Source organism: Nonomuraea turkmeniaca (genome assembly GCF_005889735.1).
GTDB classification, from domain to species: domain Bacteria; phylum Actinomycetota; class Actinomycetes; order Streptosporangiales; family Streptosporangiaceae; genus Nonomuraea; species Nonomuraea turkmeniaca.
Window position 1 is genome coordinate 1 of the sequence record NZ_VCKY01000262.1, and the last position, 14,364, is coordinate 14,364.

13 protein-coding genes are annotated in these 14,364 nt (G+C 69.8%); 2 read left to right on the plus strand and 11 right to left on the minus strand.

The genetic code is table 11. The features are described from left to right. Positions 1-122 precede the first annotated feature (122 nt). Genes ETD86_RS45600 through ETD86_RS45625 form a run of 6 tightly spaced genes read right to left on the minus strand, consistent with a single transcriptional unit; the run spans position 123 to position 6,856 of the window. Positions 123-1,412: an ABC transporter substrate-binding protein gene (locus ETD86_RS45600; protein ID WP_138672868.1), complete on the minus strand. Its 1,290-nt coding sequence runs from the start codon at positions 1,410-1,412 to the stop codon at positions 123-125. A gap of 13 nt (positions 1,413-1,425) precedes the next feature. After that, complete coding sequence (locus ETD86_RS45605; protein WP_211370724.1) at positions 1,426-2,592, minus strand: branched-chain amino acid ABC transporter permease; 1,167 nt, start codon at positions 2,590-2,592, stop codon at positions 1,426-1,428. After that, positions 2,589-3,476, minus strand: a complete 888-nt coding sequence (locus ETD86_RS45610) for a branched-chain amino acid ABC transporter permease (protein ID WP_138672869.1) — start codon at positions 3,474-3,476, stop codon at positions 2,589-2,591. The genes ETD86_RS45605 and ETD86_RS45610 overlap by 4 nt, the downstream gene beginning before the upstream one ends. Beyond that, positions 3,473-5,293, minus strand: a complete 1,821-nt coding sequence (locus ETD86_RS45615) for an AMP-dependent synthetase/ligase (RefSeq protein ID WP_138672870.1) — start codon at positions 5,291-5,293, stop codon at positions 3,473-3,475. The genes ETD86_RS45610 and ETD86_RS45615 overlap by 4 nt, the downstream gene beginning before the upstream one ends. Before the next feature lie 22 nt (positions 5,294-5,315). After that, positions 5,316-6,107 carry an ABC transporter ATP-binding protein gene (locus tag ETD86_RS45620; protein WP_138672871.1) on the minus strand — a complete coding sequence of 264 codons (792 nt, stop codon included), beginning with the start codon at positions 6,105-6,107 and terminating at the stop codon, positions 5,316-5,318. Further along, positions 6,095-6,856 (minus strand): ABC transporter ATP-binding protein, encoded by a 762-nt coding sequence (locus ETD86_RS45625; RefSeq protein WP_138672872.1) that lies wholly within the window; start codon positions 6,854-6,856, stop codon positions 6,095-6,097. Before ETD86_RS45625 ends, ETD86_RS45620 begins: the two co-directional genes overlap by 13 nt. Before the next feature lie 127 nt (positions 6,857-6,983). Here ETD86_RS45625 and ETD86_RS45630 point away from each other — a divergent pair, with 127 nt between their 5' ends. Next, positions 6,984-7,241, plus strand: a complete 258-nt coding sequence (locus ETD86_RS45630; protein ID WP_170223631.1) for a UBP-type zinc finger domain-containing protein — start codon at positions 6,984-6,986, stop codon at positions 7,239-7,241. A 10-nt stretch (positions 7,242-7,251) separates the two neighbouring features. On the opposite strand, the gene ETD86_RS45635 is transcribed toward ETD86_RS45630, so the two are convergent. Next, on the minus strand, positions 7,252-8,838 hold the full coding sequence (locus tag ETD86_RS45635) for a Na+/H+ antiporter (RefSeq protein ID WP_138672873.1): 1,587 nt from the start codon (positions 8,836-8,838) through the stop codon (positions 7,252-7,254). 69 nt (positions 8,839-8,907) lie between these two features. Continuing rightward, complete coding sequence (locus ETD86_RS45640) at positions 8,908-10,119, minus strand: hypothetical protein (protein ID WP_138672874.1); 1,212 nt, start codon at positions 10,117-10,119, stop codon at positions 8,908-8,910. Between the two features lie 250 nt (positions 10,120-10,369). Between ETD86_RS45640 and ETD86_RS45645 the strand changes: the two genes are divergently transcribed. Beyond that, positions 10,370-12,349 carry an ATP-dependent DNA helicase gene (locus ETD86_RS45645; protein WP_138672875.1) on the plus strand — a complete coding sequence of 660 codons (1,980 nt, stop codon included), beginning with the start codon at positions 10,370-10,372 and terminating at the stop codon, positions 12,347-12,349. 382 nt (positions 12,350-12,731) lie between these two features. Here the strand turns inward: ETD86_RS45645 and ETD86_RS45650 are convergent, their stop codons facing one another. The 3 genes from ETD86_RS45650 to ETD86_RS45660 form a co-directional block, all read right to left on the minus strand. After that, positions 12,732-13,487, minus strand: coding sequence for an SGNH/GDSL hydrolase family protein (locus tag ETD86_RS45650; protein ID WP_138672876.1), 756 nt, complete (start codon positions 13,485-13,487; stop codon positions 12,732-12,734). Continuing rightward, positions 13,484-13,918: a type II 3-dehydroquinate dehydratase gene (aroQ, locus tag ETD86_RS45655; RefSeq protein ID WP_138672877.1), complete on the minus strand. Its 435-nt coding sequence runs from the start codon at positions 13,916-13,918 to the stop codon at positions 13,484-13,486. The genes ETD86_RS45650 and aroQ overlap by 4 nt, the downstream gene beginning before the upstream one ends. After that, positions 13,915-14,364 (minus strand): 3-dehydroquinate synthase family protein (locus ETD86_RS45660; RefSeq protein WP_425465699.1); only part of this gene is annotated, 450 nt, incomplete at its 5' end. The genes ETD86_RS45660 and aroQ, both read right to left, overlap by 4 nt.

Below are 14,364 nucleotides of genomic sequence, written 5' to 3' on the forward strand. Positions count from 1 at the left end.
GGCTGCAACGGAGTCTGGCCCACTGCCATCGCTCGATCTCTCCCCACGCCCGGTGACCAACACCGATCACCCTGGCACAAGAGGACAGACCTAAGCGAGATAGATCAAAAAACACCAGCCACCTAGAGCTTGGTGAAGCAGGGACCGTCGAAGGTGTAGGACTTCGCGGTCTCGCCCGTGAAGAAGTCCTTGACGATGGAGACGCCGGTCGGCGCCTTGTCGTCGACCTTGTTGATCAAGGTTTGGCGGAACGTGGCCGTGTTGGCGTCGTCCGCGAAATTCCCGGCCTCTGGAGGCAGCATGCCCTCGTAGTCCACCGTCTTCAGCGTCTTCACGGCCGCCAGCAGGCCCTTCCTGCTGATGTCGCCGCTCGCCACCATTTTGTCCAGGGCTGCCTTCAGCGGGTACGCCCATGCCCACCCCGACGTGTAGCCGTCGTTTGCCGTCACGTTCGGCAAGGCGTCGCGCAGGGCCTTGTGGCCAGGGGTGTCGGCGGCCCAAGGCTTGCCCGGAGCCGACTGCTCGTACAGGGCCTTCAGCGCGGGTGCGGCGGGGGACTTGAGCAACGCGGGGTTCCAGGTGGGGCCGGTGCCGATGAAGCGGCCCTTGTAGCCGGCCGCGGCCGCCTGGCCGATGATCGTGGCGGCGTCGGCCGGGCCTGTTGTAAGGATCACCAGGTCCGGCTTGTTCTTGGTGATCTCGGTGATGGCGCGGCCCTGCTCGTTCGCGCCGGACGGCGTCTCTACGCTGGTGAACGTCAGGCCGTTGCGCTCGGCGGCGATCTTGGCGCCGGCGGCGGCGTCCGCGCCGTAGTCGCCGGCCAGGTGGACGGCCATGACCGACTTCGGCTTGTATGTCTCCACCGCGTAGTCCACGGAGTTCATGGCCTCCACGCAGTAGTTGGACCCGGTTTCGATGATCACGTCCTCGAACTCCCAGGCCGAGGTCCAGGAGGCGGGGGCGGCGACGATGTTGTTGGTCTTGAGGTCGCCGATGATGGCGGCGGTGGTGGGTGAGCCGAGCGTCTGGGCCAGGCCGAGCACCTGGTCCTTGATCTCGTTGTAGACCTGCCGGTGCACCTCGGGGTTGTACTTGTTGTCCCGTACGTAGCGGGTCACGTCCACTTCGTACTTGCCGCCGACGCCGCCGGCCTTGTTGACGCGGGCCCAGAAGGCCTTCTGCGCGTCGGTGATCGGCACCGCCAGCGCGGCGAAGGGGCCGGAGGTGAGGTCGGAGATGCTGCCGAGGTAGATGCAGCCCTTGTTGCGGTCGACCGCATTCGGGCAGGGCTCCGCGGTCACGCCTGGAGCCTGTGCGCCGCCCCTGCTGCCCTCGTCGTCTCCCCGGAAGACGCCGCAAGCGGGCAGAAGGGCCACCAACGCGGTGAGCGCCACCACATAGCGACTCTTCATGAAAAATCCTCTCTCAGTATGAAAAAGGCCAGGATTTCCAGTAGTTGCGGATCCGGATCCACAGACCGAACAGCCCGCGCGGCTCGAAGATGAGGAACAGCACGATCAGCAGCCCGTACAGCACGGTCTCGACCTGGAACACGTTGGGGGTCTGCGTGGTGTCGCCGCTGACGAACGGCACCAGCGAGGGCAGCGACCTGGTGAGGGGCTGCAACAGCGAGATGAACAACGCGCCCGCGATCGCCCCCGACACGGTGGCCACGCCACCGATGAGGACCATCGCGATGAACTGCACCGACATGAGCAGGCTGAACGAGCCCGGCTCGACGTACCCGGAGATCGTGTAGAGCAGGCCGCCCGCGCACCCGGCGTAGAAGGACGAGATCCCGAACGCCAGCACCTTGTTCCGCGTCAGCGGCACCCCGATGACCGCGGCCGCGATGTCGCGGTCGCGGATGGCGGCGAAGGCGCGGCCGATGCGCGAGCGGGCCAGGTTGCGGGCGGCGACGGCGAAGACGATGAGCAGCACCAGCATGAGGACGTACAAGGTCTGCTCCTTGGTGCCGAGCGGGCCGTCCTGGTCCAGGCGGACGCCGAAGAGCTGCGGGATCGCCGCCTCCCGCCCCACCCCGGGGCCGCCGGTGAGCTCCTGCCACTCCTTGAAGACGTGCTCGCCGAGGAAGACCAGGCCGAGCGTGACCACGGCCAGGTAGAGGCCGCGCAGGCGGGTGGCCAGCGGCGCGACCAGCACCCCGGCCGCGGCCGCGACCAGCCCGGCGGCCGGCAGCCAGAGCCAGATCTCCGCGACCCCGTAGCCGAGCCGCTCGCCGTCGACCGGGCCGGACAGGGCGGCGGCCGTGTAGGCGCCGATGGCGACGAAGAAGGCGTGCCCGAGGGAGACCTGGCCGGCGTACCCGGTGACGATGTTGAGCCCGATCGCGCCGATGGCCAGCACGTACGCCCCCGCCAGCACCTCCAGCGACCGGTCCTGCAGCAGCACCGCCAGCGCGAACGCGAGCACCACCAGCACCCCGGTCGACACCCGCTTGGCGCGGGTGTCGAGCAGCGCCATGTCCTGGGCGTAGGAGGTGTAGAGCAGCGGCCGGCCGCGCACCTTACGAGACCGGCCGGTCGGTATGTCAGGGGCGGCCTGCGCCGCCGCGGAACGTGTCTCGGTCATACCCGCTCGACCTCCCGAGTCCCGAACAGGCCGTACGGCCTGACCAGCAACACGATCAGCATCACTATGTAGGGCGAGACAACCGCCACGTTCTGCCCCAGCCAAGGCGCGAACTCCCCTTGGTACGACTGGAACAGCGACTCCACCACCCCGACCACCAGTCCGCCCACGACGGCCCCGCCGAGCGAGTCGAGCCCACCCACGATGATCGCCGGCAGCGCCTTCAACGCGACCACCCAGGTCAGCTGCTCGATGCCCTGCCCGGTGCCGACGAACATCCCGGCGATCGCCGCCAGGAACCCGGCCAGCCCCCACGACAACGCGAACACCATGCCGACGGACACCCCCTGCGCCAGCGCGATCTCCTGATCGAAGGCCGCCGCCCGCATGGCCAGCCCGTACTTCGTGAAGCGGAAGAACGCGAACAACAACCCGACCAGCACCGCGGTGACCACCAGCATGGCCAGCCAGCGCGACTGCACGACCAGCGGCCCGAGCGAGACCTGCGTGAACCCCCACGGATCGCCCATCTGCCGCACGTCCCTGCCGATGAAGGCGTTGACCACCACCCGCACGACCACGTCGATGCCGAGCGTGATGATCGCCACGACGAAGACGGGCCGCCCCACCATCGGCCGGATCGCGATCCGCTCGATGGCCAGCGCCACGCCCGCGATGAGCAACGCCGACAGCAGCACGGCCGCGTAGAACCCGGTCACCTCGGCCAGATAGCTCACCGCGACGGCACCGGCCAGCATCAGCGCGGGCTGCGCGAAGCTGATCACCCGCGTGGCCTTGTAGATGATCACGAACCCGAGCGCGAGCAACGCGTACACCGACCCGTTGCCCAGGCCCCTGATGAGCGACTCCAGCAGCCCCTTCACCGGGCGTACATCCCTTCCACCAGATCCTCGAACAGCTTGGCGATGGCACTGCGCTTGACCTTCTGCGTGGCGGTCAGCTCACCGTCCTCGTGGTCGAGCTCCTTCGGCAGGAACGCGAACCGCTTGACCTGCTCGACCGACGCGAACCGCTCGTTCACCTCGTTGACGATCCCCCGGACGAGCTCCCGCGTCTCCGGCTTCTCCGACAGGTCCCGATAGGTGGTGTACGGCAGGCCGCGCCGCCGCGCCCACTCCCCCACCGTGTCCGGCTCGATCCCGATCAGCGCCACCAGGTACGGCCGCTGATCCCCGATGACGACGGCCTCCTTCAGGTACGGCGACGCCTTCAGCGCGTTCTCGATCTCGCTGGGCGCCACGTTCTTGCCACCGGCCGTGATGATGATGTCCTTCATCCGGTCGGTGATCCGCACATACGTGCCCTCCACCCACTCGCCCACGTCGCCCGTGTGCAGCCAGCCGTCGGCGTCGAGCACGTCGGCGGTGGCGCGTGGATTGCGCCAGTATCCGGCGAAGTTGCCGGGATGCCGGGTCATGATCTCGCCGGTGGCCTCGTCGATCTTCAGCTCGATGCCGGGGTGCGGCTCGCCGACCGTGCCGAGGCGCACCCGGCCGGGCCGGTTGGCGGTGGCGATGGCGGTGTTCTCGCTCATCCCGTACACCTCGTGCATGGGGATGCCGATCCCCATGTAGAACTTGAGCACGTCGGGCGCGATGGGCGCGGCGCCGGAGGCGGCGTAGCGCACCCGCCGCATGCCGAGCCGCTCGCGCAGCGCGCGGTAGCAGAACACCCAGCCGATCCCGTACGCCAGTCGCGTCCAGAACGTGTGCCGGCCGCCCGTGCGCACCAGCGTGTCGCCGATCCGGTCGGCCACCCGCAGCCAGACCCGGGTGATCGCCCGCTTGACCGGCGAGGCCGACTCCAGCTTGATGTTGACCTGGGCGAGCACTTTCTCCCAGATGCGCGGCACCCCGAACAGGATCGTCGGCTGCACCTCGCGCAGGTTGGCCTGGACGGTGTCGATGGATTCGGCGAAGTTCACCTGCACGCCGGCCGCCGAGTTGAACCACACGGTGAACGCCCGCTCGGCGACGTGGCACAGCGGCAGGTACGACAGCGCGAGGTCCCTTTCCGACGGCGGGGGCGAGGTGAAGCCGCCGCCCGTCACGAGCGTGTCGACGGCGAACTCGACGTTGCCGATGGTGAGCATGACCCCTTTGGGTGGCCCGGTGGTGCCAGAGGTGTAGATGAGAGTCGCCACGTCGTCGTGCGCCGCCTCCGCCATGCGGCGCTCCACCGCGTCCGGGTGCGCCGCCCGGTGCTCGGCGCCCAGGGCGAGCAGCTCCGGCCAGGACATCAGCACGTCGTCGTCGTAGCGGCCGCGGATGCCGCGCGGCTCGATGTAGACGATGCGCCGCAGGTCGGGGCATTCGTCGAGGACGGCCAGGGCCTTGTCGGCCTGCTCCTGGTCCTCGGCGATGAGGATCTTGGCGCCGGAGTCGGCCAGCAGGTAGGCGACCTCGGCGGTGGGGTTCGTCGGGTAGAGGCCGACCGTGATGCCGCGTACGGCGACCGTGCCGAGGTCCCCGTAGAGCCATTCCGGGCGGTTCTCCGAGTGGATGGCCACCCGGTCGCCGGGCTCGACGCCGAGCGCGAGCAGGGCGTGTGCGACCAGCTCGACGTGCGTCCAGTACGCCGCCCAGGTGACCTCCTGCCAGATGCCGAAGTCCTTGTGCCGCATGGCGACCGCGTCGGGCGCCGCCCTGGCCCGCTCACGCACCCTGTCCACGATGGTCATGAGGCTGTCTCTCCTGATGGCCTCACTCCGTCCGGCCATGTGTCCCTCCCAGGTACGCCTCGATCACCTTGGGGTCCTGCTGCACCTCGGCCGGGCTGCCGAGCGCGACGGGGCGGCCGAAGTCGAGCACGAGCACCCGGTCGGCCAGGTCCATGACGAGGCCCATGTCGTGGTCCACCAGCACGATGGGGATGCCCAGCTCGTCGCGGATGTCCAGGACGAACCTGGCCATGTCCTCGGTCTCCTCCAGGTTCATGCCGGCGACCGGCTCGTCGAGCAGCAGCAGCCGCGGCTCCATGGCCAGCGCCCGGCCCAGCTCCACCCGTTTCTGGATCCCGTACGGGAGCAGCCGCACGGGGTGGCGGCGCCAGGCCTCCAGCTCGAGGAAGTCGATGATGTCCTCGACCTTGGCACGGGCGGCCAGCTCCGCGCGCCGGGCGCGGCCGTACCAGAGGAGGGCGGCGAACGCGCCGTACCGGAAATGGTGGTGGCGGCCGAGCATGAGGTTGTCCAGGACGGTGAGGTTGTGGAACAGCTCGACGTTCTGGAACGTCCTGGCCAGGCCCATCGCGGCGATCTCGTGCGGCCGCTTGAGCAGCAGATCCTCGCCGATGAACGTGACCCGGCCGCGCTGGGGCCGGTAGACGCCGGAGAGCACGTTGAAGATCGAAGTCTTGCCGGCGCCGTTCGGCCCGATGACCGCCAGGAGCTCCGCCGTGTTTCCTTCTTCTGGCCCCACCTCGAAGGAGACACCGTCGACGGCCTTGACGCCGGCGAAGCTCAGGTGCACGTCCTCGAACGTCAGGAGAGCCATCGTTTCCTCCGCTTGTAGTGCTTGACCTCGCGGAAGGACCGGACGGCCCCGAGGTAGAACTCCTTGATGTCCTCGTCGGCGAGCAGCTCCTGCGCCGGCTTGTCCATGACGATCTTCCCGGTCTCCATGACATAGCCGTGGGAGGCGATGGACAGGGCCATGGTGGCGTTCTGCTCGACGAGGAGGACCGTGGTGCCCTGCCGGTTGATCTCGACGATGAGGTCGCGTACCTGGCCGACCAGGGACGGGGCGAGGCCCAGGCTGGGCTCGTCGAGGAGCAGGTACGTGGGGCCCGCCATGAGGGCGCGGCCGACGGCCAGCATCTGCTGCTCGCCCCCCGAGAGGTAGCCGGCCACGCTCCTGCGCCGCTCGCGCAGCAGCGGGAACAGGCCGTAAACGCGGTCGAGGTGGGAGTCGGCCGCCGTGTGGCCGCCGACCTTGAGGTTCTCCTCGACGGTCAGCTCGGACAGGATGCGGCGGCCCTCCATCACCTGACTCACCCCACGGCGGACGATCTGGGCGGGTCTGAGGTGGTGGATGGGCTCGCCCTCCAGCGTGACGCCACCCTTGGTGATCTCGCCGTCGTGAACGTCGAGCAGTCCGGAAAGGGCCCGCAGCAGCGTGGTCTTGCCTGCGCCGTTCGCGCCGAGCAGGGCCACGATCGAGCCAGGGGGAACCTTGAGGCTCACGCCGCGCAGCACGAGCATCACGTCGTCGTAGACGACCTCGAGGTTGCGTACCTCCAGCAAGGGCGGCTCCTCGGGACAGTGTGGTCTATGTCACTCCCCCCGATGACCACAATGTCCACGCTTGCTCGGCGGCCGACAAGAGGCCCGGCCGAAATTAGATCGGCACACTGGTCCTAAGATTTCTCTTATGGCAATGTGCGAGCATCTTTCCCAGGCCGACGACCCCATGGCGAAGACGCCAGAGGGCTGCGAGGAGTGCCTGGCCGAAGGTGGCCGATGGGTGCACCTGCGCCGCTGTCTGGAATGCGGCCACATCGGCTGCTGCGACTCCTCACCCGCCAAGCACGCCACCGCCCACTTCCACGCGACGAACCATCCGGTGATCCAGTCGTACGAGCGTGGCGAGGACTGGCGGTGGTGCTTCCTGGACAGCCAGATGGGCTAGCCACGTCCGGTCAGCGCTCCAGGATGGCCTCTTCGAAGTCGAGCTGGGCCATCACCTCGCGCAGCACCTCGTCGTCGAGCCGGCGCTCATCTCGCATGCGCACGAACACCTGGCGTTCGGCCTGCAGCATGTCACGGCGCAGCCTCCGGTAGAGCGAGCTCGGCGTCTCCTCGCCGCCCGGTCCTGTGCCGCCCCCCAGGCGCTCCCACGCGCTCAGCGAACGGCGCCACGACTTCTCCCTGAGCTGATCGATCACCTGCTTGTGGATCTCGTCGGGCTCGCTCTCCTGCTCGGCGACCAGCCGCTCCAGCTCCGCCAGTCCGGCCTCCAGCGCCGCCTGCTGCGCCGCCGCCTCGGCCAGGCGATCCTCGTACTGCTCCCGCTCGCTCGACACGCCCAGCCGCCGGATCAGCGCCGGGAACGTGGTGCCCTGGATGAGCAGGGTGCCGATCACGGTCGTGAACGTCAGGAACAGCAGCATGGCGCGGTCACGCGGAGGGACCTCCGGCGGGATGGCGAACGCCGCCGCCAGCGACACCACGCCCCGCATGCCCGCCCAGCTCAGGATCACGGCCTGCTTCGGCGTGGGCGCGGGCTGCCTGGCGTTTCTGGCCACCAGCTTGACCAGCGAGGTCGCGCCGAACACCCAGACGAACCTGCTGAGGATCGTCACCGCGAGAACGGCCACCGCGTATCCCGCGACCGCCCACAGGCTGTAACCGGAGATGCCTCCGATCACGGTCACGAGCTGCAGCCCGATCAGCACGAACACGATCGTCTCGAGGAAGAAGTCGGTGACCTTCCACACCGCGTCCGACACCAGCCGGGTGCCGAACCCGCGCAGGTGCATGCGGTTGCCCAGGTAGAGGCCGACGATCACCACCGCGATCACGCCGGAGGCGTGCACGGACTCGGCCGCGGAGAAGGCGGCGAACGGGATCAGCAACATCAGCGTGTTCTCGACCAGGGAGTCGCGCGTGTGCTGGAACACCCAGGCGAACACGAACGCCAGCGCCAGCCCGATCGCCACCCCGCCGGCCGCCGCGATCAGGAACGCTCCGATGCCCTGGAACAGGTCCACGGCGCCGCCCACGGCCGCCCCGATCGCCACCCGGTAGGCCGTCAGCGCCGTGGCGTCGTTGAACAGGCTCTCGCCGATCAGGATCGTCAGCGTCCTGCGCGGCAGGCCGAGCCGCCGGCCGACCGCTACGGCGGCCACCGCGTCGGGCGGCGCGATGATGGCGCCGAGCGCGAACGCCAGCGCCATCGGCAGGTCCGGCAGCAGCACGTGCACGAGCAGCCCGACCACGGCCGTGGTGAACAGCACCAGCCCGATCGACAGCAGTGCCACGGCCCGCTTGACGTCACGCAGGCGCAGGTAGGAGCTGTCGAACGCGGCCGAATAAAGCAGCGGCGGCAGGAACACGAACAGCACCAGCTCGGGGTCCAGCGGCACCGCCGGCACCAGCGGCGAGGCCAGCAACCCCGCGGCCACCAGCAGCAGAGGAGCCGGCCATCCCTTACGCCTGGCCACGGCGGCCACCGCGATGGCGCACCCGGCCACCAGCAGCAGTTGCAAGCCCAGGATGGGACTCACCGGCGCTCCTTCTTCCTCGGCCCGATCACCTCGCCTCGCGGAGAGCGTACCTGGGCGCGCCGGCCGGAATTACCACTCCCTGCGGTCGCTCCGCTGGTGGTAGTCCGGGTGCTGCTGCTCGGGACGCAGGCGCTCGCCGGTAGAGAACATGGGATCCCCGACGTACGGACGGGACATGCCCGCATCAGGCTGCTGGGGCTCCTGCCTGCCGAGGGCCAGCAACGGGTCCACCGGGTTGGCCTGCGGGGCCTGCTGGTAGGCGGCATAGTCGTCGTGGGTGGGCTGGGGCGCGCGGCGCCGGCCGGCGCCCGGGATGCCGTGCATGGGGGTGCCCAGCCCGGCCGCGCTCTGACCCTGCGGCTGGAGCTGGGGCTGGGGCTGCTGGTAGGCCTCCTGTCGCCGCCCGAAGGAATCGGACGCGTACGGATCCGCCGGGTACGGGTCGGAGGGGTACTGCTCGGGCCGGTGCTGAGGGGCCGCCGCGTAGGGGTCGGCGGCCTGGGAGGGGAAGCCGAGAGGGTCGGTGCTCAGCGGCGACAGGCGGCGCTGTTCCTCGGGCATCTGGTAGACGGGCTGGTTGTCCGCGTACTGCGAACCGCCGAAACGATCAGGTTGCTGCTGGTACGGCGGGGGCTCGGGGGTGTACTGCGGGCCGCTGAAGGGATCGCCGGTGTACTGCGGACCGCTGAAGGGGTCGCCGGTGTACTGGGGGCCGCTGAAGGGGTCGCCGGTGTACTGCGGTTGCGGGGCGGTCGACTCGACGTACTGGGGCCCGGTGAAGGGCACCGCCGGCTCGCCATAGGCCGGGGTCGTGTCCCTGGGAGCCGCGCTCTCGCCGAACGAGGCGACCAGCTTGTCCTGGGGCGCCGGCCCTCGGGCGACGAGGACGTCGTTGGGCGACAGAGCCGCGGTGGGACGCTCGTCGAGCTGGTGGTGAGCAGGCTGCTGCTGGTGATGGTGCTGCGGAGCAGTGGGCTGCGGCGGCCGCTGGTATTGGCCGGTGCCCGGAATGACTTCGGTGCCCGGAATGGCTTCGGTGCCTGGATCATGCGCGGGCACGGCGGGCTGCTCGCCCGTGGCTTCGGCAAAGCCCTCGTCAAGGGTGTCGAGCAGCCGGCCGACGTCCTCCATCGGCATGCGGAAGCTCGCTGTGCACATCTCCCCCCGCCACAGGCTGAGCACCAAGGTGCCCTCGTGCCACGTGACCCTGAGGCACCGCTCCTGACCTCGTGCATCGAAGAAGACTTCACCGAACGACGGCAACGGGACAACTTCCGACATGGCAGACATACTGCGATAACCAGCCTTTATTCGTCCACTCAACCCCGGAAAACCCTACAGAACCCGGACTTCCCATATACACCGTGAATCCCTCTGGTCACTCACCGGAAGATTGTGTTTGACCAGTTGGAGTCCCGATCGCCCAGTGTGCCATGCGCGCCGGAGAAAGGATTCCGGAATGCCGGGATGCGCATGGCCGATCACACCGCGTTCGGCACGGCGACCCGGAAAATGCGGGTAGCGTACTGCCGTGCCGGACTCCCATCTCCCGCCAGTGGATCAACTCCTCAGCATCGCGGTCGGCGCTCTCGGAGGGAGCGAACGGCAGGGCCAGGTCACCATGGTCCGCGCCGTGCAGCAGGCCATCGACAACGAGGAGCACCTGGCGGTGCAGGCCGGCACGGGGACCGGGAAGTCGCTGGCCTACCTCGTGCCGTCGATTCGCCACGCGATGGACAGCGAGGCGCCGGTCGTCGTGTCCACGGCCACGATCGCGCTGCAGCGCCAGCTCGTGGACCGCGACCTGCCCAGGCTGGCCGAGGCGCTGGCCAAGGAGCTGCCGCACGAGCCCACATTCGCGATCTTGAAGGGCCGCCGTAACTACCTGTGCCGTTACAAGGCCACGGCGGGCTGGCCCGAGGAGGACGAGCAGGACCAGCTGTTCGACCCGCGCGAGGTGAGCGCGACCGGGCGCATGGTGCAGCGCATCCAGGAGTGGGCCGAGGAGACCGAGACCGGCGACCGCGACGAGCTGGTGCCGGGGGTGAGCGAGCAGGCGTGGCGGCAGTTCTCGGTGAGCGCGCAGGAGTGCCTGGGCGCCAACCGCTGCCCGAGCGGCGCCGAGTGCTTCGCCGAGCTGGCCAGGGCCCGCGCGGGCGAGGTCGACGTGGTGGTGACCAACCACGCGCTGCTGGCCATCGACGCCATGGGCGACCTGCCGGTGCTGCCCGAGCACGAGGTCGTGGTCGTGGACGAGGCGCACGAGCTGGTCGACCGGGTGACGTCGGTGGTGACCGGCGAGCTGTCGGAGCTGACGGTGTCGCTCGCGGTGCGCCGGGTGGGCAGGCTGATCGAGCAGGCCGTGGCCGACCAGCTCCAGGAGGCCGGCGAGGACCTCAAGGCGCTGCTGGCCGCCGCCCCGCCCGGCCGCATCGACGAAATGCCGCAGGTGCTCGGCCTGACGTTGCAGCTGATCCGCGACTCCGCCTGGCGCTGCATCACGGCCATGGGGCCGCGCGGCGCCGACAAGGACGACCCGGACAAGGCAGGACAGCGCAAGGCCGCTTTCACGACCCTGGACGACGTGCACGACACGACCGTACGCATGCTGGAGGCCTACGGGCACGACTCCGAGGCCGACCGGGCGGAGGTCGTCTGGCTCGACGCGGGCACCGACCGGCGGCCGCCCATGCTGCGGGTGGCGCCGCTGACCGTCAGCGGCATGCTGCGGGACAAGCTGTTCGGCGAGCGCACGGTGGTCCTCACCTCCGCCACCCTGGCGCTGGGCGGCACGTTCGACGGGCTGGCCGCGCAGTGGGGGCTCGGCGACGCCAAGGGCTGGCAGGGCATCGACGTCGGCTCACCGTTCGACCACCCCCGCGCGGGGATCCTGTACGTCGCCAAACACCTGCCCCAGCCGGGGCGCGACGGGCTGCCGCAGCAGTATCTGGACGAGATCGCCGAGCTGATCGAGGCGGCCGGGGGGCGCACGCTGGGGCTCTTCTCGTCGATGCGCGCCGCCAAGGCGGCCACGGAAGCGCTGCGGGATCGGCTGGACGTGCCGCTGCTGTGCCAGGGTGACGACTCGACGATGCTGCTCGTCAAGCAGTTCGCCGAGGACGAGCCGACCTGCCTGTTCGGCACGCTGTCGCTGTGGCAGGGCGTGGACGTGCCCGGGCCGTCACTGCGGCTGGTCATCATCGACCGGGTGCCGTTCCCCCGGCCCGACGACCCGCTCACGTCGGCCCGGCAGCGCCACGTGGCGGCGCGGGGCGGCAACGGCTTCATGGCGGTCGCCGCCAACCACGCCGCCCTGCTGCTGGCCCAGGGCGCGGGGCGCCTTTTGCGCGCCCAGGACGACAAGGGCGTGATCGCCGTCCTCGACCCCCGCCTCGCCACGGCCCGCTACAGCGGCTTCCTCCTGGGCTCGCTCCCCCCGTTCTGGCGCACCACGGACCCCTCCGTCCCCCGGGCCGCCCTGAAGCGCCTCGCCTCCGAACCGACCACCTGACACCACCCCCGACCACAGGGCCTGCGCAGGAGGGCGACCTGCGTGCTGTGGCCGGGCGTGGCTCCGGCTCCTGCGAGTCGGAAGTGCCCAGCGGGCTGACGTGCGACGTGTCATCGCGGGCGGCGCGTGCGCCGTTACGGCGCTCAGCCGGTGAAGGGTCAGAGGCCGTTTCCTGGAGGGCCCTGCTCATGGTCGCGCTCGCACGGGGCTCCGCTGGTCACGCAAGCTACCGCTCTCCGCCCCAGGCTCGCCGCGCCCTGCTCATGGTCGCGCTCGCACGGGGCTCCGCTGGTCACGCAAGCTACCGCTCTCCGCCCCAGGCTCGCCGCTCCGCCAGCCGAAGTACGGCGGGTGGCCGACCACGGCAACGCGTAAAAAATAGTTATGTATAGGGGCTGAGGTCGGGGCGCTTGGGGGAGAGGCCGTCGCCCGAGGAGACGCCGCGCAACCGGCGCGCCACCCATGGGACCAGGTGCTCGCGCATCCACTGGGCGTCCTCACGCCGCCGCGTCCGAGGATCCACCACCCGCGCCGGCCAGTCCTTGCGCCAGTCCTCGAACGGCACCCCCAGCACGTCCAGCACCCGCGCGGCCACCAGCCGATGCCCGTCCTCGTTCATGTGCAGCCGGTCGGCGCTCCACGCCCGCCAGTCCCGCAGCCCCTGCATCGACCACTGGTCGACGAGCCGGCATCCGTAAAGGTCGGCGATGGATCGCACGTGCAGGTAGAAGATCGCGAAGCGGCCGCGCAGCCGCCGCATCAGCGGCGTGTCGCGCGGATCCACGCCCGTGAACAGCAGCACGTCCGCACCGCCGGCCCGAAGATCGCGTACGGCCCGCGCGACCTTCTTGGCCATCACGTCCGGGTCGCTGCCCGGCCTGAGCAGGTCGTTGCCGCCGGCGCAGAAGCTGACCAGGTCCGGCGCCATCTCGACGGCCAGCGGCACCTGCTCGGCGACGATCTGGTCGATGAGCTTGCCACGGACGGCCAGGTTGGCGTAGCGGAAGGACGGGTCGTCGGCGGCGAGCCGCTCGGCCACGCGGTCGGCCCAGCCGCGGTAGTGCCCGTTGACGCCGGGGTCGTTCAGTCCTTCTGTGAAGCTGTCGCCGAGGGCGACGAAGGACTTGTAGTGCCTCATGAGGTGGTGTTCATCTCCGATATAGCCTGCAGCGCAAGGACGTACGACTGTAGTCCGAACCCCGCGATGGTGCCCGACGCCACCCCGGCGACAACCGAGGTATGGCGAAACTCTTCCCTGGCGGCCGGGTTGCTGATGTGCACCTCCACGAGCGGGGCGGTGCGCTGGGCGATGGCGTCGCGCAGGGCGTAGGAGTAGTGGGTGAACGCGGCGGGGTTGAGCACGACCGGGATGCGGCCGTCGCAGGCCTCGTGGATCCAGCCGATCATTTCGGACTCGTCGTCGGTCTGGCGCACTTCGACGTGCTCGCCGAGCTTGCGGCCGGTGTCGCGGCAGAGCTCGGCGAGGTCCTCGAACGTCTCCGCGCCGTAGACGTCGGGCTCGCGGGTGCCGAGCCTGCGCAGGTTGGGCCCGTTGAGCACGAGGATCATGCGGAGATCTCCTTGTACGCGGCTTCGAGCAGCTCTTCGGAGGGGGCTTCGAGGCGGCCGGGCTTGGCCAGGTCGTCGAGGACCACGAACCGTTGCTTGGCGCCGCGGTTCTTCTTGTCCAGCCGCATGTGGTCGCGCAGCTGGGGCCAGGCGTCCGCGCGGTAGGAAATGGGCAGGCCCACGCCGGTGAGGATGGCCCGGGTGCGGTCCACCAGGTCGGCGCGGCCGGAGAGCCTGGACAGCTCGGCGGCGTAGACCATGCCGATGGCGACGGCCTCGCCGTGGCGGATGCCGTAGTGCTCGTTGCGCTCGATGGCGTGGGCGAGCGTGTGGCCGTAGTTGAGGATCTCGCGCAGCCCCGCTTCGCGCAGGTCGGCGCCGACGACGTCGGCCTTGACCCGGATCTTGCGCTCGATGAGCTCGCGGGTGTGGGGGCCGTCGGGGCG